The sequence below is a fragment of the Brachybacterium rhamnosum genome, from assembly GCF_039526185.1.
In the GTDB taxonomy this organism is placed as follows: domain Bacteria; phylum Actinomycetota; class Actinomycetes; order Actinomycetales; family Dermabacteraceae; genus Brachybacterium; species Brachybacterium rhamnosum.
The window spans coordinates 113,819-137,261 of sequence record NZ_BAAAIS010000005.1 but is presented as its reverse complement, the minus strand read 5'-3'; the positions used below and the strand labels follow the sequence as shown (position 1 = coordinate 137,261).

General features: G+C 73.6%; 25 protein-coding genes. 18 read left to right on the top strand and 7 right to left on the bottom strand.

Annotated elements, in window-relative coordinates:
- Nucleotides 1-269: 269 nt before the first annotated feature.
- On the top strand, nucleotides 270-1,382 hold the full coding sequence (locus ABD080_RS15940) for a ThiF family adenylyltransferase (RefSeq protein ID WP_343906339.1): 1,113 nt from the start codon (nucleotides 270-272) through the stop codon (nucleotides 1,380-1,382).
- Between the two features lie 19 nt (nucleotides 1,383-1,401).
- Here ABD080_RS15940 and ABD080_RS15935 read toward each other — a convergent pair whose 3' ends face one another.
- Together ABD080_RS15935 and moaA are read right to left on the bottom strand one after the other, a co-directional pair.
- Nucleotides 1,402-1,662, bottom strand: a complete 261-nt coding sequence (locus ABD080_RS15935; RefSeq protein ID WP_240811154.1) for a MoaD/ThiS family protein — start codon at nucleotides 1,660-1,662, stop codon at nucleotides 1,402-1,404.
- Between the two features lie 2 nt (nucleotides 1,663-1,664).
- Nucleotides 1,665-2,756 (bottom strand): GTP 3',8-cyclase MoaA, encoded by a 1,092-nt coding sequence (gene moaA / locus ABD080_RS15930; RefSeq protein ID WP_343906336.1) that lies wholly within the window; start codon nucleotides 2,754-2,756, stop codon nucleotides 1,665-1,667.
- A 124-nt stretch (nucleotides 2,757-2,880) separates the two neighbouring features.
- On the opposite strand from moaA, the gene ABD080_RS15925 reads away from it, so the two are divergent.
- The 5 genes from ABD080_RS15925 to ABD080_RS15905 all read left to right on the top strand — a co-directional run bounded on the left by ABD080_RS15925 (nucleotide 2,881) and on the right by ABD080_RS15905 (nucleotide 6,568).
- Nucleotides 2,881-4,155, top strand: coding sequence for a molybdopterin molybdotransferase MoeA (locus tag ABD080_RS15925; protein WP_137771440.1), 1,275 nt, complete (start codon nucleotides 2,881-2,883; stop codon nucleotides 4,153-4,155).
- The gene (moaC, locus tag ABD080_RS15920; RefSeq protein ID WP_137771439.1) at nucleotides 4,155-4,646 is read left to right on the top strand and encodes a cyclic pyranopterin monophosphate synthase MoaC; all 492 of its coding nucleotides are present in this window, start codon (nucleotides 4,155-4,157) and stop codon (nucleotides 4,644-4,646) included. Before ABD080_RS15925 ends, moaC begins: the two co-directional genes overlap by 1 nt.
- Nucleotides 4,643-5,191 carry a MogA/MoaB family molybdenum cofactor biosynthesis protein gene (locus ABD080_RS15915; protein WP_240811153.1) on the top strand — a complete coding sequence of 183 codons (549 nt, stop codon included), beginning with the start codon at nucleotides 4,643-4,645 and terminating at the stop codon, nucleotides 5,189-5,191. The genes moaC and ABD080_RS15915 overlap by 4 nt, the downstream gene beginning before the upstream one ends.
- A 17-nt stretch (nucleotides 5,192-5,208) precedes the next feature.
- Nucleotides 5,209-5,646 carry a molybdenum cofactor biosynthesis protein MoaE gene (locus tag ABD080_RS15910; protein ID WP_137771438.1) on the top strand — a complete coding sequence of 146 codons (438 nt, stop codon included), beginning with the start codon at nucleotides 5,209-5,211 and terminating at the stop codon, nucleotides 5,644-5,646.
- 67 nt (nucleotides 5,647-5,713) lie between these two features.
- The gene (locus ABD080_RS15905) at nucleotides 5,714-6,568 is read left to right on the top strand and encodes a metallophosphoesterase family protein (RefSeq protein ID WP_137771437.1); all 855 of its coding nucleotides are present in this window, start codon (nucleotides 5,714-5,716) and stop codon (nucleotides 6,566-6,568) included.
- A gap of 15 nt (nucleotides 6,569-6,583) precedes the next feature.
- Here the strand turns inward: ABD080_RS15905 and ABD080_RS15900 are convergent, their stop codons facing one another.
- The gene (locus ABD080_RS15900; protein WP_343906330.1) at nucleotides 6,584-6,757 is read right to left on the bottom strand and encodes a hypothetical protein; all 174 of its coding nucleotides are present in this window, start codon (nucleotides 6,755-6,757) and stop codon (nucleotides 6,584-6,586) included.
- 369 nt (nucleotides 6,758-7,126) lie between these two features.
- Here ABD080_RS15900 and groES point away from each other — a divergent pair, with 369 nt between their 5' ends.
- From groES to guaB, 6 genes are all read left to right on the top strand, one after another.
- Nucleotides 7,127-7,423: a co-chaperone GroES gene (gene groES, locus ABD080_RS15895; protein ID WP_137771436.1), complete on the top strand. Its 297-nt coding sequence runs from the start codon at nucleotides 7,127-7,129 to the stop codon at nucleotides 7,421-7,423.
- Nucleotides 7,424-7,426: 3 nt separating this feature from the next.
- Nucleotides 7,427-9,013 (top strand): chaperonin GroEL, encoded by a 1,587-nt coding sequence (gene groL, locus ABD080_RS15890; protein WP_137771435.1) that lies wholly within the window; start codon nucleotides 7,427-7,429, stop codon nucleotides 9,011-9,013.
- 140 nt (nucleotides 9,014-9,153) lie between these two features.
- Nucleotides 9,154-9,843 carry a hypothetical protein gene (locus ABD080_RS15885; RefSeq protein ID WP_137771434.1) on the top strand — a complete coding sequence of 230 codons (690 nt, stop codon included), beginning with the start codon at nucleotides 9,154-9,156 and terminating at the stop codon, nucleotides 9,841-9,843.
- Nucleotides 9,840-10,847, top strand: coding sequence for a pseudouridine synthase (locus ABD080_RS15880; protein ID WP_343906327.1), 1,008 nt, complete (start codon nucleotides 9,840-9,842; stop codon nucleotides 10,845-10,847). The genes ABD080_RS15885 and ABD080_RS15880 overlap by 4 nt, the downstream gene beginning before the upstream one ends.
- Complete coding sequence (locus tag ABD080_RS15875) at nucleotides 10,844-11,668, top strand: hypothetical protein (protein WP_240811152.1); 825 nt, start codon at nucleotides 10,844-10,846, stop codon at nucleotides 11,666-11,668. The genes ABD080_RS15880 and ABD080_RS15875 overlap by 4 nt, the downstream gene beginning before the upstream one ends.
- Nucleotides 11,669-11,765: 97 nt before the next feature.
- Nucleotides 11,766-13,265, top strand: a complete 1,500-nt coding sequence (gene guaB / locus ABD080_RS15870; RefSeq protein ID WP_137771433.1) for an IMP dehydrogenase — start codon at nucleotides 11,766-11,768, stop codon at nucleotides 13,263-13,265.
- 18 nt (nucleotides 13,266-13,283) lie between these two features.
- On the opposite strand, the gene ABD080_RS15865 is transcribed toward guaB, so the two are convergent.
- Nucleotides 13,284-13,709 carry a VOC family protein gene (locus tag ABD080_RS15865; RefSeq protein WP_137771432.1) on the bottom strand — a complete coding sequence of 142 codons (426 nt, stop codon included), beginning with the start codon at nucleotides 13,707-13,709 and terminating at the stop codon, nucleotides 13,284-13,286.
- 120 nt (nucleotides 13,710-13,829) lie between these two features.
- On the opposite strand from ABD080_RS15865, the gene ABD080_RS15860 reads away from it, so the two are divergent.
- From ABD080_RS15860 to ABD080_RS15850, 3 genes are read left to right on the top strand one after another with little or no spacing between them, the layout of a single operon-like run.
- Nucleotides 13,830-14,549, top strand: coding sequence for an exonuclease domain-containing protein (locus ABD080_RS15860; RefSeq protein WP_137771431.1), 720 nt, complete (start codon nucleotides 13,830-13,832; stop codon nucleotides 14,547-14,549).
- A gap of 40 nt (nucleotides 14,550-14,589) precedes the next feature.
- On the top strand, nucleotides 14,590-15,699 hold the full coding sequence (locus ABD080_RS15855) for a GuaB3 family IMP dehydrogenase-related protein (RefSeq protein ID WP_137771782.1): 1,110 nt from the start codon (nucleotides 14,590-14,592) through the stop codon (nucleotides 15,697-15,699).
- Between the two features lie 25 nt (nucleotides 15,700-15,724).
- Complete coding sequence (locus tag ABD080_RS15850; RefSeq protein ID WP_137771430.1) at nucleotides 15,725-16,312, top strand: GNAT family N-acetyltransferase; 588 nt, start codon at nucleotides 15,725-15,727, stop codon at nucleotides 16,310-16,312.
- A gap of 6 nt (nucleotides 16,313-16,318) precedes the next feature.
- On the opposite strand, the gene ABD080_RS15845 is transcribed toward ABD080_RS15850, so the two are convergent.
- The 3 genes from ABD080_RS15845 to pta form a co-directional block, all read right to left on the bottom strand.
- Nucleotides 16,319-16,894, bottom strand: a complete 576-nt coding sequence (locus ABD080_RS15845) for a hypothetical protein (protein WP_137771429.1) — start codon at nucleotides 16,892-16,894, stop codon at nucleotides 16,319-16,321.
- A 98-nt stretch (nucleotides 16,895-16,992) separates the two neighbouring features.
- Nucleotides 16,993-18,255, bottom strand: coding sequence for an acetate kinase (locus ABD080_RS15840; RefSeq protein WP_137771428.1), 1,263 nt, complete (start codon nucleotides 18,253-18,255; stop codon nucleotides 16,993-16,995).
- Nucleotides 18,252-20,360: a phosphate acetyltransferase gene (gene pta / locus ABD080_RS15835; protein ID WP_205750649.1), complete on the bottom strand. Its 2,109-nt coding sequence runs from the start codon at nucleotides 20,358-20,360 to the stop codon at nucleotides 18,252-18,254. Before pta ends, ABD080_RS15840 begins: the two co-directional genes overlap by 4 nt.
- 142 nt (nucleotides 20,361-20,502) lie before the next feature.
- Between pta and ABD080_RS15830 the strand changes: the two genes are divergently transcribed.
- The 3 genes from ABD080_RS15830 to guaA all read left to right on the top strand — a co-directional run bounded on the left by ABD080_RS15830 (nucleotide 20,503) and on the right by guaA (nucleotide 23,425).
- The gene (locus tag ABD080_RS15830; RefSeq protein ID WP_137771427.1) at nucleotides 20,503-21,384 is read left to right on the top strand and encodes an SURF1 family protein; all 882 of its coding nucleotides are present in this window, start codon (nucleotides 20,503-20,505) and stop codon (nucleotides 21,382-21,384) included.
- The gene (locus ABD080_RS15825) at nucleotides 21,359-21,739 is read left to right on the top strand and encodes a DUF3817 domain-containing protein (protein WP_103385005.1); all 381 of its coding nucleotides are present in this window, start codon (nucleotides 21,359-21,361) and stop codon (nucleotides 21,737-21,739) included. Before ABD080_RS15830 ends, ABD080_RS15825 begins: the two co-directional genes overlap by 26 nt.
- Nucleotides 21,740-21,835: 96 nt before the next feature.
- Nucleotides 21,836-23,425 carry a glutamine-hydrolyzing GMP synthase gene (gene guaA / locus ABD080_RS15820; RefSeq protein ID WP_137771426.1) on the top strand — a complete coding sequence of 530 codons (1,590 nt, stop codon included), beginning with the start codon at nucleotides 21,836-21,838 and terminating at the stop codon, nucleotides 23,423-23,425.
- The last annotated feature ends 18 nt before the right edge of the window (nucleotides 23,426-23,443 follow it).

The window sequence follows — 23,443 nt, the reverse complement described above, 5'->3', positions numbered from 1 at the left end:
CGGGGAGCCGTCCCGACGGGGGCGGGGAGAAGGGGTGGAGCACGAGAGCGTCCTCACGGATCGGAAGGTGGTTCCCGCTGCGGTGCGGCAACCTGTCAGTAAGTTGTGGAGACTGTATGCCGAGTCACAGGGTGTTCAGCGCCAGATCGAGAGGCCATGGCCGAATCGTTATCGAGGGACACGGAAGCGCCGGCGAGAGCAACGGGCCTCACATGGCGGACGGAGATGGCGGAGCGAGGGCGGACGTGCAGGGCAAAAGTGCTGGACAGGTGTCGGAACAGGGTGCGCTGGGGCCCCGCTACGCCCGGCAGCGCCGGCTGCCCGAGCTCGGCGACGCGGGCCAGGAGCGTCTCGCGACCTCCCGGGTGCTCGTGATCGGCGCGGGCGGCCTGGGCGCGCCGCTGCTGTCCTATCTCGCCGCCGCGGGCGTCGGCTCGCTGACGGTCGTGGACCCCGATCTCGTGGACCTCACGAACCTCCACCGCCAGGTGCTGTTCACCCCGGCGGACGTCGGCCGCGCGAAGGCGGAGGTCGCCGCGGAGCGGCTGACCCTCCAGAACCCCGAGGTCGAGGTGCGGGCGGTGGTGGACGCGGTGACCCCCGTGACCGCGCTCGACCTCCTCTCCGGGCACGACCTCGTCCTCGACGGCAGCGACAACTTCCCCACCCGCTACCTCGCCTCCGACGCCTGCGAGATCCTGCGCCTCCCGCTCGTGTGGGGATCGATCCTCGCCTTCTCCGGTCAGGTGGCCGTGTTCCGCGCCGACACCGGCGGCCCCACCTACCGCGACCTCCACCCCGTGCCTCCGCGACCGGGTGAGGTGCCCTCCTGCGCCGAGGCCGGCGTGCTCGGCATGCTGTGTGGCGTCATCGGCTCGACCATGGCGCTCGAGGCCGTCAAGGTGCTCGCCGGCATGGGGGACCCGCTGCAGGGCAGGGTCGCGCTCTACGACGCGCTGCGCTCGCGCTGGCACGAGCTGCCGCTCGCCCGCGACCCCTCCCGCGCCCCCGTGACCGCGCTCGAGGACCTGCGGGTGACCTGCGCGCTCCCCGGCCCCTCGGGGCCTGCGGGATCCGCGGCGGCGCCCGAGGTGCTGCCCGTGGAGCTCCCGGCCCTGCTCGCCGCCGGGGTGCGCGTCATCGACCTGCGCGAGAGCTCGGAGATCACCGAGCGCGGCGCCGTCGCGGGCGCGGAGCACGTGCCGCTCGCGGAGCTGCTCGCGCTCACGGGGGAGGCGCGGGCCGCGCTCGAGGGAGCGGTGCTGCTGTGCGCGGGCGGCACCCGCTCCGGCAGCGCCCAGCGGGTGCTCGCCGAGCACGGCGTGGGCGTGCGCTCCCTGCGCGGCGGGGCCGAGGCCCTGCGCGCCTTCCGCGCGCGCTGACGCGGCCGCAGCGGCGAGATCAGCCGCCCGCGAAGGGCGGGAGCACGTCGATCCGGTCGCCGTCGGCCAGCGTCCTCCCGGGATCGGTGCAGGCCACGGCGTTCACGAGCAGGCTCGAACGGCCCACCACGGTGCGGGCCTCCGCGGAGGCACCCTCGAGCAGGTCCGCGATCGCCGCCTCCACGGTCGCCCCGTGCACGGTGGCGTCGTCGGCCCCGTAGGCCGCCGCCGCCCCGGCGAACAGCCGCACCCGGACCTCCGGGCTCCCTGCTGCGCTCATGCTCATCCTCCGATCGCGCTCATGGGCCGCTCGGGCGGCACGAAGTCCGCCCGGTCCATGCCGTGCCCGGCCTTCTTGCCCCAGTGGGCGGCGCGCCAGAGGTCCGCGATCTCCGCGTCCGTCGCACCGGAGCGCAGGGCCGTGCGCAGGTCCGTCTCCTCGCGGGAGAACAGGCACGTGCGCACGCTGCCCTCCGCGGTGAGCCGGGTGCGGCGGCAGTCCGCGCAGAAGGGCTCGGTGACCGAGGCGATGATCCCGAGGCGGCCCAGGTGCTCCCCATCGTCCCGGGCGGCGACGTCGAACAGCTCCGCGGGGGCGCCCTCGCGGGCCACGGGGGCGGGGGAGAGGGAGAAGCGGTCCTCGAGGATCTCCCGCACCCTGCCGGCGGTGACCATCGCGCCGCGGTCCCAGACATGGTCCGCGTCCAGCGGCATCTGCTCGATGACCCGCAGCTGCAGGTCCCGCTCGAGGCACCAGGCCAGCAGGTTTGGCAGCTCGTGGTCGTTCACGCCCGGCAGGATCACCGCGTTGATCTTGATCGGGGAGAGCCCGGCCTCCCGCGCCCCGTCGATGCCCTCGAGCACGCGGTGCAGCAGGGGGCGGCGGGTGATGCGCTCGAAGGTCTCGGAGACCACCGTGTCCAGGGAGACGTTGATCCGGTCCAGCCCGGCAGCGGCGAGACCGGCCGCCCGATGGTCCAGCCCGATCGCGTTCGTGGTGAGCGAGAGCTCGGGCCGCCCGGGCAGGGCCGCGCAGCCGGCGAGGATCTCCTCGAGGTCCGGGCGGGTGAGCGGCTCCCCGCCGGTGAAGCGCACCTGCTCCACGCCCAGCTCCTCCACGCCGATCCGCACCAGGCGGACGATCTCCTCCGTGGAGAGCAGCTGGTCGCGCTTGAGGAAGGTGAGCCCGGACTCCGGCATGCAGTAGCTGCAGCGCAGGTTGCAGAAGTCGGTGAGCGAGACCCGCAGGTCCGTCGCCGCGCGGCCGAAGCGGTCCACGAGGGCGGGGGAGGAGGGGCGGTCGGAGACGTCCGGCAGATCGCCCCGGGGATCGGTGCGGCGGGGCACGGGGATGCCGAGCGCGATGCGGGCCATGCGGCGGCTCCTTCCGTGGCGCGGGATGGCGGGCGTCCCTCCAGGATAGGCCGGGCGCTACCCTCGGTGGTGGCCCCCTCACCGCGCCGGATCGGTGAGGAGGTGCCCAGAAGGAGGCCCCGCCATGGCATCGCGCCGCATCCCCCTCGCGGACCACGTGGCGGACGTCACCGCCCTGCTCGCGGAGACCCTGGGGGCGTTGCCGGTGCCGCTGGGCGCCGCGGCCCTGGGACGCGTGGCCGCGCAGGAGCTGCGCAGCCCGCTCGACGTCCCCGCGGCGGACGTCTCCCAGATGGACGGCTATGCGGTGCGCGCCGCGGACCTCCCCGCCGCGGGCGAGGAGGTCACCCTGCCGCTCGGGGCGATGATCGCCGCCGGAGACCTGCCCGGCGAGCTCGCGCCCGGCACCGCCCGCGCGATCATGACCGGCGCCCCCGTCCCCGCCGGCGCGGACCTGGTGGTCCCCGTCGAGGAGAGCGCCGCCGGGCGCTTCGTGCCGGGTGGGTCCGACGGGCCCGACGGCGACGCGGTCTCCGTGGTGCTGACTCCGCTCGGGACCGGGTCCGGGCGCTTCGTGCGTCCCCGGGGCTCGGCGACCCGTCGCGGGGACACGATCCTGCGCGTGGGGCAGGTGCTCACCCCCGGCCGGATCGCCCACCTCGCCGCGTGCGGCGCCCGCGAGGTCGAGGCCCGCATCCCGCCGCGCGTGCTCGTCCTCTCCACCGGCAGCGAGGTCGCCCCCGCGGGCGGCGACCCCGGCCCCGGGCGCACCCATGACGCGAACGGGCCCGGTCTCGCCGCCGCGCTCGCCGAGGCCGGCGCCGAGGTCGTCGGCACGGCCGCCGTGCCGGACGACCCGGCCCTCCTGCTCGAGCGCCTCCACGCGGAGCTCGAGAGCACCGATGCGGACCTCATCGTCACGAGCGGCGGCGTGAGCCAGGGCGCCCGCGAGGTGGTGCGGATGGCCGCCGAGCACCCTGAGGTCTCGCTCGCCTTCCCGACCCTCGCCCTCCAGCCGGGCGGGCCCCAGGGCATCGGCACCCTGCTCCACGAGGGGCGCCGTGTGCCCTGGATCGCCCTGCCCGGCAACCCCGTCTCCGCGCTGCTCAGCTGCGAGCTGATCCTGCGACCGGCACTCGGCGCCCCGCCCCGCCGGCGGCTGCGGCTGCCGCTGCGGCTCGAGGACCCCGCCCGTCCCGAGCCCTCTCCCGCTCACCTGCTCCAGCACCGGCGGGCGCGCGTGCTCCCCTCGGGCCAGGTGCGGCTCGTGGGCGGCCCCGGCTCCCACCTCGTCGCCGCGCTCGCCGCCGCGGACGCCCTCGTCGCCGTGCCGGTCGGCACCGACCTCCTCCACGACGGCGACCTCGTCGAGACGATCCTGCTCACGGAAGGCTCCTGATGACCCGACCCGACGGCCTCTCCCATGTGCGCGCGGACGGCTCCGCCCACATGGTCGACGTCACCGACAAGCCCGTCACCTCCCGCGAGGCCACCGCCCGCGGGCTCCTGCGCACGCGGCCGGACGTGCGCGAGCGGATCCTCGCCGGGGACCTCCCCAAGGGCGAGGCGGTGCCCGTAGCCCGCATCGCCGGGATCATGGGCGCGAAGCGCACGAGCGACCTCGTGCCGCTGTGCCACCCGCTGCCGATCTCCGGCGTCACCGTGGACGTGGCCCCCGCGGGGGAGGATGCCCTCGAGATCACCGCCCGGGTGCGCACCACGGGCGTCACCGGGGTGGAGATGGAGGCGCTCACCGCGGTGAGCGTGACCGCCCTGACCCTCTACGACATGATCAAGGCCGTGGACCGGGAGGCGAGCATCGAGGGGATCCGGGTGCTCGCGAAGTCCGGCGGCCGCAGCGGCGACTGGCAGCGCGAGGAGGACCGATGAAGGAGATGCCCGCACGGCGCAGCGACGCCGACTGCTCCGCCCGCGACGAGGACGCGCCGCCGCCCGCCCTGCGCGGCAGGGCGCACGTGGTCGTCGCCTCGACCCGCGCGGCGGACGGCACCTACGAGGACCGCACCGGACCGCTGCTCGTCTCCTGGCTCGAGGGCAGGGGGCTGGAACCCGTCGTCCGCGAGGTCGTGGCCGACGGCCCCGAGGTCGGCGCCGCGATCCGTCGCGGACTCGACACGGGGGCCGACGTGGTCGTCACGACCGGCGGCACCGGCATCGGCCCCGCGGACGTGACGCCCGAGCAGACGGCGCCCCTCATCGAGCGGGAGATGCCGGGCGTGCTCGAGGCGGTGCGTCGGCGCGGGGAGGCCGCCTCACCCGCGGCGCTGCTCAGCCGCGGTCTCGCCGGCATGGCCGGCCGCTGCTTCGTCGTGAACCTGCCGGGCTCCCGCGGCGGTGTGAAGGACGGCATCGCCGTGCTCGACCCGATCCTCGACCACCTGCTCGAGCAGCGCGACGGGGCGGGGCACGAGTGAGCGCCGACGATCCCGCGATGGGTGAGGCGGCGGAGCGTCTCCGGCACGCCGGGGTGACGACCGCGGTCATCGAGGTCGCCGCGATGGTCGAGGCGGTCGCCGATCCGCGCTGCGGCGCCGTGGTCACCTTCGACGGCGTGGTCCGCGACCACGACGAGGGCAGGGGCGTCACGGCACTCACGTACACGGCGCATCCGTCGGCCCAGGAGGTCCTCGCGCAGGTGGCGCACGGGATCGCGGAGCGCTTCCCGGACGTGCGCCTCGCGGTGGCGCACCGTCACGGACCGCTCGCGATCGGGGACAGCGCGCTCGTCGCCGCGGTCGCCGCCCCGCACCGCAAGGCGGCCTTCGCGGCGTGCGACGCGCTCGTGGACGAGGTCAAGGCCCAGGTGCCGATCTGGAAGCATCAGCGGTTCACCGACGGCACCGACGAGTGGGTCGGGGCGCTCGGATAGGACGACCGCGCGCGGGTGAGGGGCTCCCGTTCACCCACGGGACACCCCCGCTCGCTACGGTGCCCGCATGCGCATCCTCCAGATCACGGACACCCACCTCTACGGCGACCCCGCCGCCCGCCACTACGACCGCATCGACACCGGCGCTGCCCTCGAGGGCCTGCTCGGGGCGCTCGGCGCGATCGGTCCCGTGGACGCGGTGGTGCACACGGGGGACGCCTCCGAGGACGGCACGGAGGAGTCCTATCGGCGCCTGCACGCGATCCTCGACCCCGTCGCGGAGCGGCTCGGCGCGCCGCTCGTGGTGACGATGGGCAACCACGACGTGAGCGCGGCCTACGCGGCGGTACGGGGTCCGGGGGCGCGGGGCACGGAGGTGCAGGACCGGGTGCACGAGCTCGCGGGCGGCGGCCGCGTCGTGGTGCTCGACTCGAGCCGGCCGGGTGCGGGCTACGGGGAGCTGACGGGGGAGCAGCTGGACTGGCTGCGCGAGGTGCTCGCGGAGCCCGCGGCGGGCGGGACCGTGCTCGCGATCCACCACCCGCCGCTCGTCGCGGCGACCCCGCTGCTGCGTAGCCTCGACCTCGAGCCGCTGGAGGAGCTCGCAGAGGTGCTCGCGGGGAGCGATGTGCGGATCGTGCTCGCGGGGCACTACCACCACGAGATGAGCGGCAGCATCGGCGGGGTGCCGGTGCACGTCGCCCCCGGGGTCACGAACGTGGTGGACCCGCTGGGGGCGGGGGAGAGCGAGCGGGCGCTCGCGCTGAGCGGGGCGAGCCTCGTCGAGCTCGGGGAGGGCGCCCCGCGGGTCGTCACCTCGGTGCTCCCGAGCGCGGGGGACACGCTCGGGGACGTCACCGTGCCGGTCTACCTGTTCGGGCCGGCGGAGGTGCGGGCGATCGCGGAGGCCGCGGGGCGCTGAGCCCGCGCCCGGCGGTCAGCGGCCCAGGCCGAGGGGGCTGACGCCCTGGGAGGTGCGGGCCTGGGTCACGGCGGCGACGTCGCCGCCCATCCGGTTGCCGATGACGGCGTTGTGCCGCTCGACGTCCTGGCCCTGCATGCGGTCGGCCATGCGGCCGAGGGCGGTGGAGAGGCTGCGGAGGAAGGTCATGGGGGTCTCCTGGTGGATCGGTCCTCGTGCGGGCCGCCCGGGGTCTCCGATGCGGCCGTGTCCCTCTTGTTGTACGCGGACGCGGGCGGGTCGTCACGGGTTCCGCCATGTCCAGTTGCCAGGTTCACAATAAGTGTGTGACCTGGGGCGCAGGAGAGTTCGCCGGGGGCGGACGTCCGGCCGTTAGCACTCGTCTTGCATGAGTGCCAGGACGGTCCTAGAGTGGTCCCCGTTGGCAGTCGAAGGCCGAGAGTGCCAGAGGCTGCCGTGAGGGTCCCGTCCCGGTCGGCACCGCGACGACGTCCAGGACACCGGGTCCCTCCGCCCAAAACTCAGCAGAGTCCATTCTTCTATGAAGGAGTGAGCCGCATGTCGGTCTCCATCAAGCCCCTCGAGGATCGCGTCGTCGTCAAGCCGCTCGAGGCCGAGCAGACCACGGCCTCCGGCCTGGTCATCCCGGACACCGCGAAGGAGAAGCCCCAGGAGGGCGAGGTCGTCGCCGTCGGCGAGGGCCGCTTCGACGACAAGGGTGCCCGCATCCCGGTCGACGTCAAGGTCGGCGACAAGGTCGTCTTCTCCAAGTACGGCGGCACCGAGCTCAAGTACGGCAACGAGGAGTTCCTCGTGCTGGGCGCCCGCGACATCCTCGCGATCATCGAGGCCTGATCCATGGCCAAGGAGATCCTGTACAACGAGGAGGCGCGCCGCGCCCTCGAGCGCGGCGTCGACAAGCTCGCCGACACCGTCAAGGTGACGCTCGGCCCCAAGGGCCGCAACGTCGTCCTCGACAAGAAGTGGGGCGCCCCCACGATCACGAACGACGGCGTCACCATCGCCCGTGAGATCGAGCTCGAGGACCCCTACGAGAACCTCGGCGCGCAGCTGGCGAAGGAGGTCTCCACCAAGACCAACGACGTCGCCGGCGACGGCACCACCACCGCCACCGTGCTCGCCCAGGCGCTCGTCCACGAGGGCCTGCGCAACGTGACCTCCGGTGCGGCCCCGGCCGCGCTCAAGCGGGGCATCGAGAAGGCCGTCGAGGCCGTCTCGGAGAAGCTCGGCGAGCTGTCCATCCCGGTCGACGGCAAGGAGCAGATCGCGTCCGTCGCGGCCGTCTCCAGCCAGGACCGCGAGATCGGCGAGCTGCTCGCCGAGGCGTTCGACAAGGTCGGCAAGGACGGCGTCATCACGGTCGAGGAGTCCTCCACGACCGCGATGGAGCTCGACTTCACCGAGGGCATGCAGTTCGACAAGGGCTTCATCTCCCCGCACTTCGTGACCGACGGCGACCGCCAGGAGGCCGTGCTCGAGGACGCCCAGGTGCTGCTGCACCAGGGCAAGATCTCGGCCGTGGCCGACATCCTCCCGCTGCTCGAGAAGGTCGTGGAGGGCGGCAAGCCGCTCTTCATCATCGCCGAGGACGTCGACGGCGAGGCCCTGTCCACGCTGGTCGTCAACCGCATCCGCGGCAACTTCAAGGGCGCCGCCGTGAAGGCCCCGGCCTTCGGCGACCGTCGCAAGGCGATGCTCCAGGACATCGCGGTCCTCACCGGTGCGCAGGTTGTCACCGCGGACCTCGGCCTGGACCTCAAGTCTGTGGGCACCGACGTGCTCGGCCATGCCGGCCGCGTCGTCATCACCAAGGACTCCACCACGATCGTGGGCGGGGCCGGCGACGAGCAGGCCGTGGCCGATCGCGTGGCGCAGATCCGCTCCGAGATCGAGAACACCGATTCCGACTGGGACCGCGAGAAGCTCCAGGAGCGTCTCGCCAAGCTCGCCGGCGGCGTGTCCGTGATCAAGGTGGGCGCCCACACGGAGGTGGAGCTCAAGGAGAAGAAGATGCGCATCGAGGACGCGGTCTCCGCGACTCGTGCGGCCATCGAGGAGGGCATCGTCGCCGGTGGCGGAAGCGCCATCGTCCAGGCCTCCACCGTCCTCGAGGGCGACCTCGGGCTCTCCGGCGACGAGGCCGTGGGCGTGCGCGCCGTGGCCCGCGCCGTCGTCGAGCCGCTGCGCTGGATCGCGGAGAACGCGGGCCTCGAGGGCTACGTCGTCGTCGAGAAGGTGCGCGACGCGCAGGCCGGCCACGGCCTGAACGCCGCCACCGACGAGTACGTCGACCTCGTCGCGGCCGGCATCATCGACCCGGTCAAGGTGACCCGCTCCGCGCTGCGGAACGCCGCCTCGATCGCGGCCCTGGTGCTCACCACCGAGACGCTCGTCATCGAGAAGAAGGACGACGAGGAGGCCTGAGCCCCCTCGCCCCACCGGGACGGGCCGCCCGGCAGCGACCCGACCGCCCGGACCGTGGCGGTGCGTCCCCGCCGTCAGGGAGGGGACCTAGTATGTGCAGGTCCGATGTGTCCGATCGTTGCGTGGCAGGAGGCGGTTCCGTGGCCGGAGGCCCCCGTGTCGACGAGGAGTCCCTGCCCACCCGGACCTTCTCCCCGCCGGCGATCGTGATCGGTGCGGCCCTTCTCGCCGGCGTCGTCTTCGGCGTGGTCCTCGAGTTCCTCGTCATCGTGAGCCTCATCGGGCAGCGGCTGTGGCACGACCCCGCCCTCGGCCACGACCTCCTGTTCACGCTCCCGCTGCTGCTCTGGGTCGCCGTGCTCGCGGCGACCGTGCTGGGTGTGGTGCGCGTGGTCTCCTCGTGGCTCGAGGTGGACGAGCACGGCTTCCGCCTGCACGGCCTCGTGCGCCGCGACAGCGCCGCCGGCTGGGACGAGGTCGCCAAGGTGCTCGCGATCCGCGAGATCGACCGCGGCCTGACCCCCGTCGAGCTCCTCGACGTGCCCGAGACCGCGTACGACGGGATCTACCTCCTCGACGCGCAGGGCCGGCGGATGCTCGCGGTCTCCAGCCGCATGTTCGGCCACCGCGCCCAGCGGATCACTCTCGAGCGGGCCCGCGCCGCCGGCGTCGAGGTCGAGGACATCGAGGTGCTCGCCTTCACCGAGCTGCGGGCGCGGGCGCCCCAGGCGCTCACCGTGCTGGACCGTCACCCGAACCTCTGCCTGGCCCTGCTGGCCCTGTTCTACGTGGGCCACAACGTGCTCACCTTCGTCGTCTGGGGACTGTGAGCGCATCCGGCCCCGGGCCCCGGCCCGGCCGTGCGGCCCGTCGGCGGGCGCGGCGGCCTCCCGCCCCGCTCCCGCAGCGGGACGGCCTGGACCCCGTGCGCTGGAGCGTCCCTCCCGCCTGGGACGGACCCACCACCGCTCTCGCCGCCCTGCTCCACCGCTTCCCGCCGCTCGCGGCGCCCGCGGCGACCTCGCTCGCGGACCGGTTCCGGGCCGGCGAGGTCGTGCGCACCGACGGCACGCCCTGGGCCGCCGAGGACGCCGTGCACCCGGGGGAGGAGTTGTGGTTCCACCGCGAGCTCGCCGCGGAGGAGGTGCCTCCGGCGCGGATCCCCGTGCTGCTGCACGACGCGCATCTGCTCGTGGTGGACAAGCCCTACGACATGGCCACCATGCCCCGTGGGGCGCACGTCCGCTCGAGCCTGCTCGTGCGCCTGCGCCGCGAGACCGGCATCGCGGAGCTGAGCCCCCTGCACCGGCTGGACCGGCGCACCGCCGGCGTCATCGCGCTCGGCATCCGCGCCGAGGAGCGCTCCGCCTACCAGCAGCTCTTCGCCGCGCGCGCCGTGCGCAAGGAGTACCTCGCCCGGGTGCGACCCGCGGAGGGATCGACGCTGCCGAAGGCGGTGGGGGAGCGGGCGCTGCTCGAGGACCGGCTCGAGAAGCACCACGGGGAGCTCACCACCCGGGTGCTGCCCGGGGAGCCGAACTCCTCCACCGAGCTCGAGGTGCTCGACGTCGAGGCCGACGGCACGCTCCTGCTGCGGCTCGTCCCGCTCACCGGCCGCACCCACCAGCTGCGCGCCCAGCTCTCCTCCCGCGGCGCCCCGATCGTGGGGGAGGACCTCTACCCGAGCCCCGCGGAGGCCGCTCGCACGGCAGGCGGCGGAGCCCTCCAGCTGCTCGCCCGCGGCCTCGCCTTCACCGACCCGGTCACGGGGGAGGCGCGTCACGTCACGAGCACACGGACCCTCGGGCCGGGCCCCCGTACGCTGGCACGATGAACGAGAGCGCGCCCGCGGAGGGACCCCGCGAGGAGGCCCCGGGGATGCCCGACGGGCCCGCGGGGTCGCCCGACGGGCCCGTCGCCGCGCCTCCCGCGCCCCGGCGCACCCGCTCCGGCGCCGTCGTCGTGGGCCCCACCGCGATCGCGCGCTGGCGCCCGCTCGCCCTCGTGGGTCTCCCGATCATCGCCCTGCTCCTGTGCCCCTTCGCCGCGACCGGCATCGCCCAGTGGCAGCAGGGCCGCGCCGCCGCGGGCCTCGACGACCTGCTCACCCGAGCCCTCGGCCACGGAGCGCTCCAGCTGCTGGTCGGCGCGATCGTGCTGTGGATCCTCTTCGCGCTGTGGGCCCTGGTCCCGATCCTCGCCACCCACAAGGTGGCCCTGCTCGACGAGGACGCCCGCACGCTCACCCTGCGCCGCGGGCTGCGCACCGCCGGGACCGCGCCGCTCGCGCAGGTGGTCTACGCCGTCGGCGAGGCGGAGCGCGGCAGCACCGGTCTCATCGGCGTGGACCGCGGCGGCGAGGAGCCCGAGCGCTGGATCCTGCCCGAGGTCGCCTGGGACGAGGAGTCCTTCGACGGGCTGCGCGTGCTGCAGGCCGCGGCCGGTCTGCGGCCCGCCCCGTCGCGCCGTGTGCTCGCCGCCCTCGCGCGCCGCAGCCGCCGCGGCGCCGCCCACCGTGAGCTCGCCGCTCGGCTCGGCATGCCCTGGCGGCCCGAGTACGAGGAGGACGAGGCCGCCTTCGGCGCCGAGTTCGACCGCGTGCGCCGGGTGATCGGCGGCAAGGAGCCGCCGCGCGAGGGGGACCCGCGCCCCTGACCCCCGTCGGCCGTCGGTCGCTGCGCCGGGGTCGACGTGGCCGGTCCCACGTCTCACGGCCTGCCGCCCCCCGGGACGCCCCGAGTAGCATCGGTGCATGACGAGCGCGGACCCCTTCGGCTTCATCGGACTGACCTACGACGACGTCCTCCTCCTCCCCGGGGAGACGGACATCATCCCCTCCGAGGTGGACACCAGCAGTCGCCTCACCAAGGAGATCTCGCTGCGGATCCCGCTGGCCAGCGCCGCGATGGACACCGTCACCGAGTCCCGCATGGCGATCGCCATGGCCCGCCACGGCGGCATCGGCATCCTCCACCGCAACCTCTCGATCGAGGACCAGGCCCACCAGGTGGACCTCGTCAAGCGCACCCAGACCGGCCGCATCACCAACCCCGTCACGATCGGCCCCGAGGCGACCCTCGAGGACTTCGACGCCCTGTGCGGCCAGTACCGCGTCTCCGGCCTGCCCGTCGTCGACGAGGGCCTGCGCCTGCTGGGCATCTGCACCAACCGCGACCTCCGCTTCATCCCCGTCGCCGAGTGGGCCACCACCAAGGTCGGCGACGTCATGACCACCGAGCTGTTCACCGCGCCGAGCGACGTCTCCCACGAGGACGCGACCGCGCTGCTGCGCAGGAACAAGCGCGAGCGCCTGCCGCTCGTCGACGAGCGCGGCATCCTCACCGGCCTCATCACGGTGAAGGACTTCGTGAAGTCCGAGCAGTTCCCCGACGCCTCCAAGGACGGCCAGGGCCGCCTGCTCGTCGGCGCCGGCGTCGGCTTCTTCGGCGACTCCCTCGAGCGCGCGGGCGCCCTCCGCGACGCCGGGGTGGACGTGCTCGTCGTCGACACCGCGAACGGCCACGCGCGCCTCGCGCTCGAGATGATCCGTCGCATCAAGGGCGATCCGGCCTTCAAGGACGTCCAGGTGATCGGCGGCAACGTCGCCACCCGGGCGGGCGCGCAGGCGCTCGTGGACGCGGGCGCGGACGCCGTGAAGGTGGGCGTCGGCCCCGGCTCCATCTGCACCACCCGCGTCGTCGCCGGCGTCGGCGTCCCCCAGGTGACCGCGATCCACGAGGCCTCCAAGGCCACGAAGCCCGCCGGCGTCCCGCTGATCGGCGACGGCGGCCTGCAGTACTCCGGCGACATCGCCAAGGCGCTCGTCGCCGGCGCGGACACCGTCATGCTCGGCTCGCTGCTCGCGGGCACCGAGGAGTCCCCGGGCGAGGTCGTCCTCGTGGCGGGCAAGCAGTTCAAGGCCTACCGCGGCATGGGCTCGCTGGGCGCCATGTCCTCGCGCGGCAAGAAGTCCTTCTCGAAGGACCGCTACTTCCAGGCCGACGTCGACTCCGACGACAAGATCGTCCCCGAGGGCATCGAGGGCCGCGTCTCCTACAAGGGCCAGCTGCGCTCGGTGGTGCACCAGCTCGTGGGCGGTCTGCACCAGTCCATGTTCTACGTGGGCTCGCAGGACATCACGCAGCTCAAGGAGCGCGGTCAGTTCGTGCGCATCACCGCGGCAGGCCTCAAGGAGTCCCACCCGCACGACATGGCCGCGATCATCGAGGCGCCGAACTACTCGGCGCGCTGAGCGGACCTCTCCGCTGAGTCACTCCGCCCGCTGGGCGGGATCCGCCTCGGTGTGCTCGTAGCCGATCAGCCAGAGCACGCCGAAGCGGTCCCGCACCTGCCCGTCGGAGGCGCCCCAGGGGCGACGCTGCAGCGGGTCGACCACCTCGCCGCCCTCGGAGAGCGCCGCGAACCAGGTGCGCAGCGTCGTCGGCTCCGCCCTCCCCAGGAGCGCCATCATGAGCCCGCGGGAGGCGAACACCTCGTCCCGCTCCGTCGCGTCCGAGGCGCACACGTCCACCGAGCCGCGCAGCTCGCCGTGGGCGATCGCGTGCGCCGGCCCGTCGGTGCGCGAGAAGTCCTCGTAGGTCGCGAGCACCAGCTCCCCGCCGAACACCCGCTGGTAGAGCTCGAGCGCCTCGCGCGCGGTGCCGGAAAGGTGGAGGTACGGGGTGGGCGCGGGCATCGGGATCTCCTCGGGGAGCGGGGTCGGGCGTCCCGTGATCATTCCTCCCCAGCGCCGCGCCGTCCACCGCCCCGGCCGGCGCGGGGGTGGACGGTCGGTGCCGGTGCATAGGCTGGGGGCATGACGACGGACACCGCCTCCCGCTGGATCGACCGGCCCCTGCTCGGCTTCGACACCGAGACCACCGGCACCTCGACGAGCGAGGACCGCATCGTCACCGTCGCGCTCGTCCACTCGGTGGGGCAGGGCCGGGAGAACGAGACCGTCGCGACCTGGCTGATCGACCCCGGTGTGCCGATCCCCGAGCAGGCGGCCGCGATCCACGGCATCAGCACCGAGCACGCCGCCTCCCACGGGATGGCGCCGGCCGCCGCCCTCGAGGAGGTCGCCGCGCTCATCGCGGAGTCCCTCGCGAAGGACGTCCCGCTCGTCGCCTTCAACGGCGCCTTCGACGTGCAGATCCTCGAGAACGAGCTGCGCCGCCACGAGCTGCCGACGGTCGCCGAGCGCCTGGGCCATGACGTCGCCCCGCTCGTGGACCCGCTGGTCATCGACCGCGGCGTGGACCGCTACCGCAAGGGCAAGCGCAAGCTCGTGGACCTCCTCGAGGTCTACGGCGTGCAGCAGGACGGCCGTCTCCACACGGCCGACGTCGACGTCTCCTCGACCCTCGACGTGCTGCGCGCGATGGTCGCCAAGCATCCGCGGCTCGGCGAGTCCTCCCTCGAGGAGCTGTTCCGCCAGGAGATGGAATGGCACCGCGAATGGGCGGAGAACTTCATCGGCTACATGAAGAAGCAGGGCAAGACGGTCGACGTCAGCACGACCTGGCCGCTGTGATCCCGGCTCCGGGCCGCGTCGCCGGTAGACTCCTCGCGTGATGAACGAGATCGAGATCGGCCGGAACAAGCGCGGGCGCCGCAGCTACAGCTTCGACGACGTGGCGGTGGTCCCCTCCCGGCGCACCCGTGACCCCGAGGACGTCTCGACCGCCTGGCAGGTGGACGCGTACCATTTCGACATCCCCATCTTCGCCGCCCCCATGGACTCGATCATGTCCCCCGAGGTCGCGATCGAGCTGGGGCGCCTGGGCGGACTGGGCGTGCTGGACCTCGAGGGCCTCTGGACCCGCTACGAGGACCCGACCCCCCAGTACGAGCGCATCGCGACCGCCTCCGAGGCCGAGTCCGTGCAGGTCATGCGTGAGATCTACAGCGAGCCCGTGAAGGGTGAGCTGATCCGCGACCGGATCGCGCAGCTGCGCGACGCGGGCGTCACGGCGGCCGGCTCGCTGTCCCCGCAGCGCACGCAGGAGCACTGGAAGACGGTCGTGGACGCGGGCGTGGACCTCTTCTTCATCCGCGGCACCACCGTCTCCGCGGAGCACGTCTCCTCGGACCGCGAGCCGCTGAACCTCAAGCGATTCATCTACGAGCTCGACGTCCCCGTCATCGTGGGCGGCTGCGCGACTTACACCGCCGCCCTCCACCTCATGCGCACGGGCGCCGCGGGCGTCCTCGTGGGCTTCGGCGGCGGCGCCTCGCAGACCACCCGCGAGACCCTCGGCATCCAGGTGCCGCTCGCGAGCGCGGTGGCGGACGTCGCCGCCGCCCGCCGCGACTACATGGACGAGTCCGGCGGCCGCTACGTGCACGTCATCGCCGACGGCGGCCTGGGCCGCTCGGGCGACCTCGTCAAGGCGATCGCCTGCGGCGCCGACGGCCTCATGGTCGGTGCGGCGCTCGCCCGCGCCGAGGAGGCGCCGGGCCGCGGCCACCACTGGGGGAGCGAGGCCCACCACCCCACGCTCACCCGCGGCCACCGCGTCGAGGTGGGCACGGCGGCGCCGCTCGAGCAGATCCTCTTCGGCCCCTCGATCTCCGCGGACGCGACGACGAACCTCGTGGGCGCCCTGCGCCACGCCATGGCCACCACCGGCTACACCGAGCTCAAGGAGTTCCAGCGCGTCGAGGTCGTCACCACGGCCTGAGCCGGCACGAGGAAGGAAACGCCGCATGGAGCACAGCACGACGCTCGCCCGGGACGGCGTGCACCTGCGCCCGCTGCGCGTCGAGGACGCCCCGGCGTTCCGCGCGCTCGTGGACGAGGAGAGCTGGGCGGGCATGTCCTCCCCGCTGCCGGCGAGCGACGAGGCCATGGCCGAGCATCTCGCGCGCATGATCGCGGCCCCGGCACAGCTCGCCTTCGCCGTGGAGCAGGACGGCCGACTCGCGGGCCGCACGACCCTCTACGAGCTCGTGCCGGGACTGCGCGTCGAGATCGGCAGCACGATCTACGCCCGGGACGTGTGGGGCACCGAGGTGAACCCCACCGCGAAGCTGCTGCTGTTCACACACGCCTTCGAGGAGCTCGGCGTGGGCCGCGTCGCGCTGCGCTGCGATCACCGCAATACCCGCTCGCACCGAGCGATCGCCCGGCTCGGCGCCCGCTTCGAGGGCACGCTGCGGGCGTTCCGCCGCGCGGCCGACGGCACCGTCGCCGACATCGACTACTTCTCGGTGCTGCGCTCGGAGTGGCCGGCGGTGCGGCAGGGGCTCGAGGCGCGGCTGCGCCCGGCCGAGCCCGTGCCGGGCATCGCCTGAGTCGGCTCAGGGTCGCGAGGAGCGCACGCGCGCCACGATTCCCCAGATGAGCAGGGCGATCGCGACCAGGCCCAGCAGCACCGGGATCAGCAGACCGACCACGAGCCCCACCAGGGTGCTGCCGAACCCCATCTCGCCCACGGCCACGTCGCTCACGCCCTGGCACGCGACGTCCACCTGCTGCGAGCTCGTCACCGTCACCGTGCCGACGCTCTCGTACGCGGCGCCGTCGACGGTGACCGGCATCCCCGAGGTGCTCGCGTCCCACTCGACGTCGCTCCCGGTCACCTCGCACGAGGCGGAGGCGGCCTCCCCCGCGGGAGCGTAGACGAAGATCATCGAGGAGGATGAGGTCTCGATCGTCGCGGTGGTGCCGCCCGCGCTCGTCGCGTCCACGTTCAGCACGGCGAACGCGGCGACCACGATGCTCGCGAGGAGCGGCATGACGACGAGCCCGATGAGGTTCGCGAGGATGCCGAGCGCGCCGAACACGATCCGCTTCATGCCGCGCTTGCGCGGTGGCGGTGCGTACGAGCCGTTGCCCGGGGCGGAGGGGTACGGGCTGGGTGCGGGGTAGGACACGGCAGGCTCCTCGAGGGTGCGGGACGGATGCTCCCAGCCTAGAGGAGCCGCAGGTCGGGGCCGACCTCCTTATGGACGGGGGGCCCGCCCGTGCCGTGTCAGCGGGCGGAGCGCGCCACCTCGAGGGACTGCTGCGCGATCGCGAGCTCCTCGTCCGTCGGCACGACGAGCACCCGTACGGCGGAGTCCGGGGCGGAGATGGTGCGCACGCCCTTCTCGCGCCGCGCGTTCGCCTCGGGGTCCAGCACGATGCCGAAGGCCTCGAGGCCCTCGAGGGTGCGCTCGCGCACCTCCGGCACGTTCTCCCCGATGCCGGCGGTGAAGGCGATCGTGTCCAGACCGCCCAGGGTGAAGGCGTAGGAGCCCACGTACTTGCGCAGCCGGTGCACGTAGACCCGCATCGCGAGCTCCGCCCGCTCGTCCCCGGCGCGGATCGCGGCGGTGATGTCGCGGAAGTCGTTCATCCCGCACAGGCCCTGCATGCCCGAGGACTTGTTCAGGAGCGTGTCGATCTCGTCGATGCTCATGCCCGCGCTGCGGGACAGGTGGGCGTACACCGAGGCGTCGATGTCGCCGGTGCGGGTGCCCATGACGAGGCCCTCGAGCGGGGTCAGGCCCATGGAGGTGTCCAGTGGCGCGTCACCGCGCACAGCGGAGGCGGAGGCCCCGTTGCCCAGGTGCAGGACGATCTGGCGCAGATCGGAGACGTCCGTCCCCTCGGAGGCGAGCAGTGCGGAGACCTGCTCGGAGACGTAGCGGTGGCTCGTCCCGTGCGCGCCGTAGCGGCGGATCCGGTACTCGGAGGCGACCTGCGCGTTCAGGGCGTAGGTGCGGGCCTCCTCCGGCAGGGCCGTGAAGAACGCGGTGTCGAAGACGGCCACGTGGGGGATGTCGGGGAAGAGCCGACGGGCCGCGTCGATGCCCTGGACCGCGGCGGGGTTGTGCAGCGGCGCGAGCGCGCCGAGATCCGCGATCTGGTCCCGCACCCAGGAGTCCACGAGCTGCGGGCTCGTGAAGCGGGCTCCGCCCTGGACCACACGGTGCCCCACGGCGACGACGTTCGCCTCCTGCAGGCTCATGCCGGCGTCCTCGAACAGCCCGGTGACGACCTCCATGGCGACCTTGTGGTCGGGGACCTCGCCCGCGTACGGCTGGCGGAGGTCGCCGGCCTCGAGATGCGCTTGGCCGCGGTCCTGGCCGATCCGCTCGACGATGCCGGAGGCGTGGACGACCTCGGCGACGGGATCCAGGAGCTGGAACTTCAAGGAGGAGGAGCCCGAGTTCAGCACGAGCACGGTCGCGGCGTCCGGCACCCCGGGGAGGCGGCCGGCGGCGTCGGAGCGAGGGGCGGGGGAGGTCATGCGGTCTCCTTCGGGGACGCGGCCGGGGCGGGGCTCTCCTCGGCGGCCTGCGCCTGGATCGCCGTGATCACCACGGTGTTGATGATGTCGTCGACGAGCGCGCCGCGGGAGAGGTCGTTGACGGGCTTGTTCAGGCCCTGCAGCACCGGCCCGATCGCGATCGCCCCGGCGGAGCGCTGCACGGCCTTGTACGTGTTGTTGCCGGTGTTGAGGTCCGGGAAGACGAACACGGTCGCGCGGCCGGCGACCGCCGAGTCCGGGAGCTTCGTGCGCGCCACGGAGGCGTCCACCGCGGCGTCGTACTGGATGGGCCCCTCGACGTCGAGATCGGGGGCGAGCTCGCGCACCAGGGCGGTCGCCTCGCGCACCTTGTCGACGTCGGCCCCGCTGCCGGAGGTGCCGGTCGAGTAGGAGAGCATCGCGACCCGGGGCTCCACGCCGAAGCGGCGTGCGGTCTCCGCGGACTGCAGGGCGATGTCCGCGAGCTGCTCCGCCGTCGGATCCGGGTTCACGGCGCAGTCGCCGTAGACGAGCACCCGGTCCTGCAGCGCCATGAGGAACACGGAGGAGACGATCTTCGCGCCGGGCTTCGTCCGGATGATCTCGAAGCTCGGCCTGATGGTGTGGGCGGTGGAGTGGACGGCGCCGGAGACCATGCCGTCCGCCTGGCCCGTCTGCACCATCATCGTGCCGAAGTAGGAGACGTCCTGGACCTTCTCGCGGGCCTGCTCGAGGGTCACGCCCTTCTTCGCGCGCAGCCGCGCGTACTCGGCGGCGAAGGACTCCACGAGCTCCGGGTCCTGCGGGGAGACGATCCGGGCCTCGGAGATGTCGTGGCCCAGCTGCGCCGCCCTCGCCCGGATCGCGGTCTCCTCGCCGAGCAGCACGATCCGTGCGACGCCGCGCGCGAGGATCGACTCGGCGGCGGCGAGGATGCGCGGCTCGTCGCCCTCGGGCAGCACGATCGTCTTCTTCTCGCCGCGGGCGCGGGCGAGCAGCTCGAACTCGAACATCATCGGGGTGACGACCTCGCTGCGCGTGACCTCGAGAGCGGAGAGCACGGCGGAGGCGGGGAGGTGCTCGGCGACGGCGCGGCGGGCCGCGTCGAGCTTCTGCGGGCTGTCGCCGCTCAGCCGGCCGCGGGTCCCGGCGACCTTCACGGCGGTGTCGAAGGTCGAGAGGTCCGTGGCGATGATCGGGAGGTCCTGCTGCACGCCCTCGATGAGCCGGTGCACCGCGGGCGGGATGTCGTAGCCGCCGGTCAGCACGATCGAGGAGAGCGCAGGGAAGGTGCCCGAGTGCTGCGCGAGGATCAGCCCGGGCAGCAGGTCGTAGCGGTCGCCGGGGGCGACGACGGTGCAGTTCTCGGTGAGCCGCTCGAGCACGTTGGGCAGGCTCATCGCGGCGACCACGGTGCCGGTGGAGACGCGGCCCAGCCACTCGGGGCTGCCCTGCAGGAGGGTGCCGGAGACGGCGTCCTTCACCTGCTGCACGGTGGGCGCGAGGATCACGGGGTTCTCGGGGATCGCGGAGACCAGCAGGCCCGGCACACGGGCGCTCACCGCCTCGCGCACCGCGTCCAGGCTCGCCGGGTCCGCGCGGTTGACGACCACGGCGATGGGGGTCGCGTGGTGGCCCGCGAACTCGCCCTGCGCGACCGCGGCGAGCGCGCCCACCTGGTCCGGGCTGCGGTCCATGCCGGAGAGCACGAGGATCACCGGGGCGCCGAGGTTCGCGGCGACCTCCGCGTTGAAGGCGAGCTCGGTGGGGTTCGCGAGGTCGTCGTAGTCGGAGCCGAGCACCACGAGCAGCGAGTACTTCGCGGAGAGCTCGCGGTGGCGGCGCAGGATCTCCTCCTGCGCGGCGTCCGGGTCCGCGAGCACCTGCTCGTAGTCGACGCCGACCGCCTCCTCGTAGGGCTGGTCCACGGCGGGATGCGCGGTCAGCAGGCTGACGGCGTAGTCCGGTGCGCCCGCGGACTTCACCACGGGGCGGAAGACGCCCACCCGCTCGGAGCGGGAGGCGAGGGCTTCGAGGAGACCGAAGGCCACGATGGACTTCCCGGTCATCCCCTCGGGGCTGGCGACGTACACGCTCTGGGACACGCGCTCACCCTACGGCGGGGACGGCGCGGTGGGGAGGCCCGAGGTCCTGTCCGGACGCCCGCGGGAGGTGCACGGGGCCGACGGCGGTGAGGAGGGCCACCTCGTCCCGGCCGCGTCCAGCCGGGGCTCCTACGATGAAGGCATGCTCCGTGCCGCCCTGCGCCCCCGCTCCCTCGGGATGCTCGCCCTCATGGTGGCGGCGACCGTCGTGTGCGGCATGCTCGCGGGCTGGCAGTGGGACCGTGCGCACCGGGCGATCACCGAGCGCACCTCCGCCCCGGCGGAGCTCGGCGACGTGCGCGACGTGCTCGAGATCGGCGGGGTCGTCACGAACGACGACTCCGGCGGCATCGTCACCGCGACCGGCACCTACGACGCCTCCCAGCAGATCCTCGTGGGCGGGCGGCACATCGACGGGACGGACGCCGCGATCGTCGTCACGGCCCTCCACCTGACCCTCGCCGACGGCTCCGAGGTGCTGCTGCCCGTCGCCCGCGGCTGGGTCGCGGCGGAGGACGTCACCGGGGCCGACGGCGAGCTCGACCCGGCCCTCGCCCCCGACCCGCCGAGCGGCGAGGTGACCGCGACCGGCCGGCTCGAGGCGAGCGAGGCCGCGACCGACGGCGTCGAGGACGGCATCGCCTCGGAGATCTCCACCCCGCTGCTCGTGAACGAGTGGGGGAGCCCCATGTACGCGGGCTACGTCGCGCAGACCTCCGCCGCGGAGGGCCTGCAGCCGATGCCGGAGGCCGAGTCCGCCTTCTCCCGCGGCCTGGACTGGCAGAACATCGGCTACGCGGCCCAGTGGATCGTCTTCGGCGTCTTCTTCCTGTACCTGTGGTGGCGCACCGTGCGCACCCACCACCTCGACGAGCAGGAGGCGCAGCGGGAGGCCCTGCGCGCCGCCCTCGGCGAGGAGACCCCGCGTCCCGCCCCCGGCGCGGACGCCCCGACCCCCGCCGGCGCCCCGGGCGCCGCCCATCCCCAGGAGGACGCCGATGCCGGCACCCCGCCCGCTCGATGAGGTGCAGGTGCGCACCTCCTTCGCCCGCTTCCGGGTCGCCTCGATCGTCGAGGGCTGCGCCCTGCTCGTGCTCTGCGCGATCATGATCATGCGCTACCTCGTCTACGGGGGGACCTCCCACACCTGGGAGCAGGTCTCCTCGGTGTGGTCCCCGATCCACGGCCTCATCTACATGGTCTACGTGATCCTCGGCTTCGACCTGTGGCTGAAGATGCGGTGGGCGCTGCCGCGCATGCTCCTGCTCATGCTCTTCGGCGTCGTGCCGGTGCTGTCCTTCTTCGGCGAGCGCTGGACCCACGAGTCGGTCGAGCGGGAGCTCGCCCGTCGGCCCACCCTGCAGGACGGCGAGCGCTGAACTCCCGCGCTCGGTGAGACGAGCACCGCTCGTTGAGACGAGCACCCCACGGGACGCGGGCGCGCCCGGGGTGCCGCGGCCCGTAGACTCTGCCGGGTGACCGACACCGACCAGCGCCCCGTCCTCGTCGTCGACTTCGGCGCCCAGTACGCCCAGCTCATCGCACGCCGCGTGCGTGAGGCGCGCGTCTACTCCGAGGTCGTCCCCCACACCATGGGTGTGCAGGACGTGCTCGCGAAGCAGCCGCGCGCGATCATCCTCTCCGGCGGCCCCTCCTCCGTGTACGCCGAGGGTGCGCCGCGCCTGGACCCGGCGCTGCTCGAGGCGGGGATCCCCGTGCTCGGCCTCTGCTACGGCTTCCAGTCGATGGCCGCGGCCCTCGACGGGACCGTCGCGCCGACGGGGGTGCGCGAGTACGGCGCCACGCGCCTCGAGGCCCTCGACGGCGGCTCCGAGCTGCTGCGGGATCAGGACCTCGAGCAGAACGTGTGGATGAGCCACGGCGACTCCGTGACCGAGGCCCCGGCGGGCTTCCGCGTGGTCGCCCGCTCGCAGGGCTCCCCGGTCGCCGCCTTCGAGCATCCCGAGAAGCACCTCTACGGCGTGCAGTGGCACCCCGAGGTGGGCCACAGCGACCGCGGCCAGGAGGTGCTCGAGAACTTCCTGCACCGTGGCGCGGGCATCGAGCCCACCTGGACCACCGGCAACGTCATCGAGGAGCAGGTCGAGCGGATCCGCGCCCAGGTGGGCGAGGGCACCGCGATCTGCGGCCTCTCCGGCGGCGTGGACTCCGCGGTCGCCGCCGCGCTCGTGCAGCGCGCGATCGGTGACCGTCTCACCTGCGTGTACGTGGACCACGGGCTCATGCGCCAGGACGAGTCCGCGCAGATCGAGAAGGCCTTCGGCGAGTCCACCGGCGGCGCCCGGCTCGTCATGGTCGACGCCGAGGAGCAGTTCCTCAGCGCGCTCGCCGGGGTCACCGACCCCGAGGAGAAGCGCAAGATCATCGGCCGCGAGTTCATCCGCTCCTTCGAGGGCGCCCAGGCGGAGATCCTCCGCGAGCAGGGCGTCATCCAGGGCGACCACGCCGAGGCGAAGACCTTCCTCGTGCAGGGCACGCTCTACCCCGACGTCGTCGAGTCCGGCGGCGGCGAGGGCGCGGCGAACATCAAGAGCCACCACAACGTGGGCGGCCTGCCCGAGGATCTCTCCTTCGAGCTCGTCGAGCCGCTGCGCGCCCTGTTCAAGGACGAGGTCCGCGCCGTCGGCTCCGAGCTGGGCCTGCCGGACGAGATCGTCTGGCGCCAGCCCTTCCCGGGCCCGGGCCTCGGCATCCGGATCATCGGCGAGGTCACCAAGGAGCGCCTGGACGTGCTGCGCAAGGCCGACGCGATCGCCCGCGCCGAGCTCACCGCCGCCGGCCTGGACCGCGACATCTGGCAGTGCCCCGTCGTGCTCCTCGCCGACGTCCGCTCCGTCGGCGTCCAGGGCGACGGTCGCACCTACGGCCACCCCGTCGTGCTGCGCCCCGTCACGAGCGACGACGCGATGACCGCGGACTGGGCGAAGGTCCCCTTCGAGGTGCTCTCCCGCATCTCCACGCGGATCACGAACGAGGTCAGCGAGATCAACCGCGTCACCCTCGACATCACCTCGAAGCCCCCGGGCACCATCGAGTGGGAGTGACGGCGCGTCCCTGACGCG